1 protein-coding gene and 1 pseudogene are annotated in these 1726 nt (G+C 59.0%); both read right to left on the minus strand.

From position 1 onward, the window contains the following. Window positions 1-823: DPP IV N-terminal domain-containing protein (locus EN939_RS32940; RefSeq protein WP_245473258.1), on the minus strand; the 823-nt coding region annotated here is incomplete at its 3' end. Between the two features lie 685 nt (window positions 824-1508). Then, window positions 1509-1719 (minus strand): annotated as a pseudogene (locus EN939_RS39500) (IS5/IS1182 family transposase); the annotation flags it as partial. Window positions 1720-1726 lie beyond the last annotated feature (7 nt).

Raw genomic sequence — 1726 nt, forward strand, 5'->3', positions numbered from 1 at the left:
GGCCGGCAATGTCGAACAGGACTGGCTGGGGCAGCGGAAGGACATCGCCCGGCCTGGGATAGAATTTTGTTGAATATTCCCGCTCCAACTGGTCCGTCGAAGAATTGAGGTAGCGGACCTCTCGCCTATAGCCGGGGCGAACAAGGTAAGCGGCGAGGTGGCGCGAGTCCGGCGACCAGCTCAGCGTCGAAAAGACGTAGCAATTGCCTTCGGCTCCGTCCCGGCTCAGAGGAACATCCTGCAATCCGTCCTCGCTGCGCAGGAAAACGTTGCAGTTCTTGATATAGGCGATCCATTTGCCGTCGGGCGACGCGTTGCTCTTGTCGGGGTTGTTCTCCGCTGGCGGCGTGTAGCGGTGGCTGAGCTCCCTACGGTCCCCTTTCCTTGCATCGAATGTGGTGCTGGTACAGTCATAGCTTGCAAGGTCGCAGCTCCACCGGGTGTCTTCAATCTGGAAGTCGAGCCTGCGACCATCCTCACTCAGTTCGAAACGGTCGAACGGAAGATTGCCGGCTTGATAGCTCTCATGGCTCACCTTGTTTAGCGCTGCCGCCAGACGCGCCTGATCGAAAGCGGGCCGCTTGAAACCCGTGGCAGCATCGACCTGCATGAACTGCTGCTCGCCGTGGCTAGTCCGGCGGTAGACGAAGGCTTCACCCCCGGTCAGCCAGAAAGGCATTTTGGGGACATTGACAGTGAGCCCGCCATATCGTTCGTTGATCGTAAGTGCGCGCTTGAAATCGGCCGGCGCTAGCGTCGGGTGTAAACTTTTCGAACCCTTGGCCAGCGTCTGAGTTGCCGATCGCCATGCGGCGCGCGTCAAAGCGCCGATCCTGGACATACCTGTTCACTTCTTTCGGTTTTCGGAATGCTAATTTTGAAGTTGGGTTCTCGTCGCCGGTCTGCAGCAGCGCCGAAGCGTCGCCTTGGAGGAGAGCCAGCACGCGGGTGCAGCCAGGCACGCGCAACAGGGGCGCTCCTTGGACATCCAGGCACTGGTTCGGGTGCCGATTGAAGAGTTGGCGTCCGCCGCCGAAACAACCAGGAAAGAGCGTCCATGCAGCCCTGACGCGACTATTTCCCCGCGAGTATGGCCGCTTGCTTTTCTGCATCATCTGAAAGGTCCTGCTCTAGTCGGGCCGGATGTCACCCCGGCAGAAATCATTGTGCTATTTCGACAATCTCCGAGCGATTGCCGCCGGCCCATGACGAGGTTTACCGATAGGGCGCAATATGCGTGCCAAAGGAAAAGCGGTTTAAATACACGGCAATCCGCCTATGTCGCATCCCCAACATCGTCGCACACCGGACAATGCCGGACGAAATTGTCCCGGGGCGTCAAATTGGTTTGATGGTGACCCAAGGAGTTCTGGCTTTATCTGAGGCGTTCGGCCTTTTTCGAAAGCCGGACTCTTCGCGCGTTTCCGACGGCCCGAAGCGCCTGATCAAAGCTGACGGCATTCCCGGGTCTTGGCCTTGCCACAGCAGCACCTGCTGCATCAATTCCGACGGACGCTGTAGAACACCTGCAACACACGGCCCGCAGCAATTTCTCCGGCGCAACGCTGGGGCGACCGCCTTTGGCACTGCAGGCGTACATGCCGGAAAGGATGCCGTCTAGCCGCACCAGCGCTCCATTGATCATCAGCCGGTGCGGGCACCAGGATGACCGGCTGGAACGAAATCTTCCAACCGCTTCATCGTGAACAGCTGCTCCATGAACACA

This window comes from Mesorhizobium sp. M7A.F.Ca.CA.002.05.1.1, assembly GCF_003998335.1.
GTDB lineage: Bacteria > Pseudomonadota > Alphaproteobacteria > Rhizobiales > Rhizobiaceae > Mesorhizobium.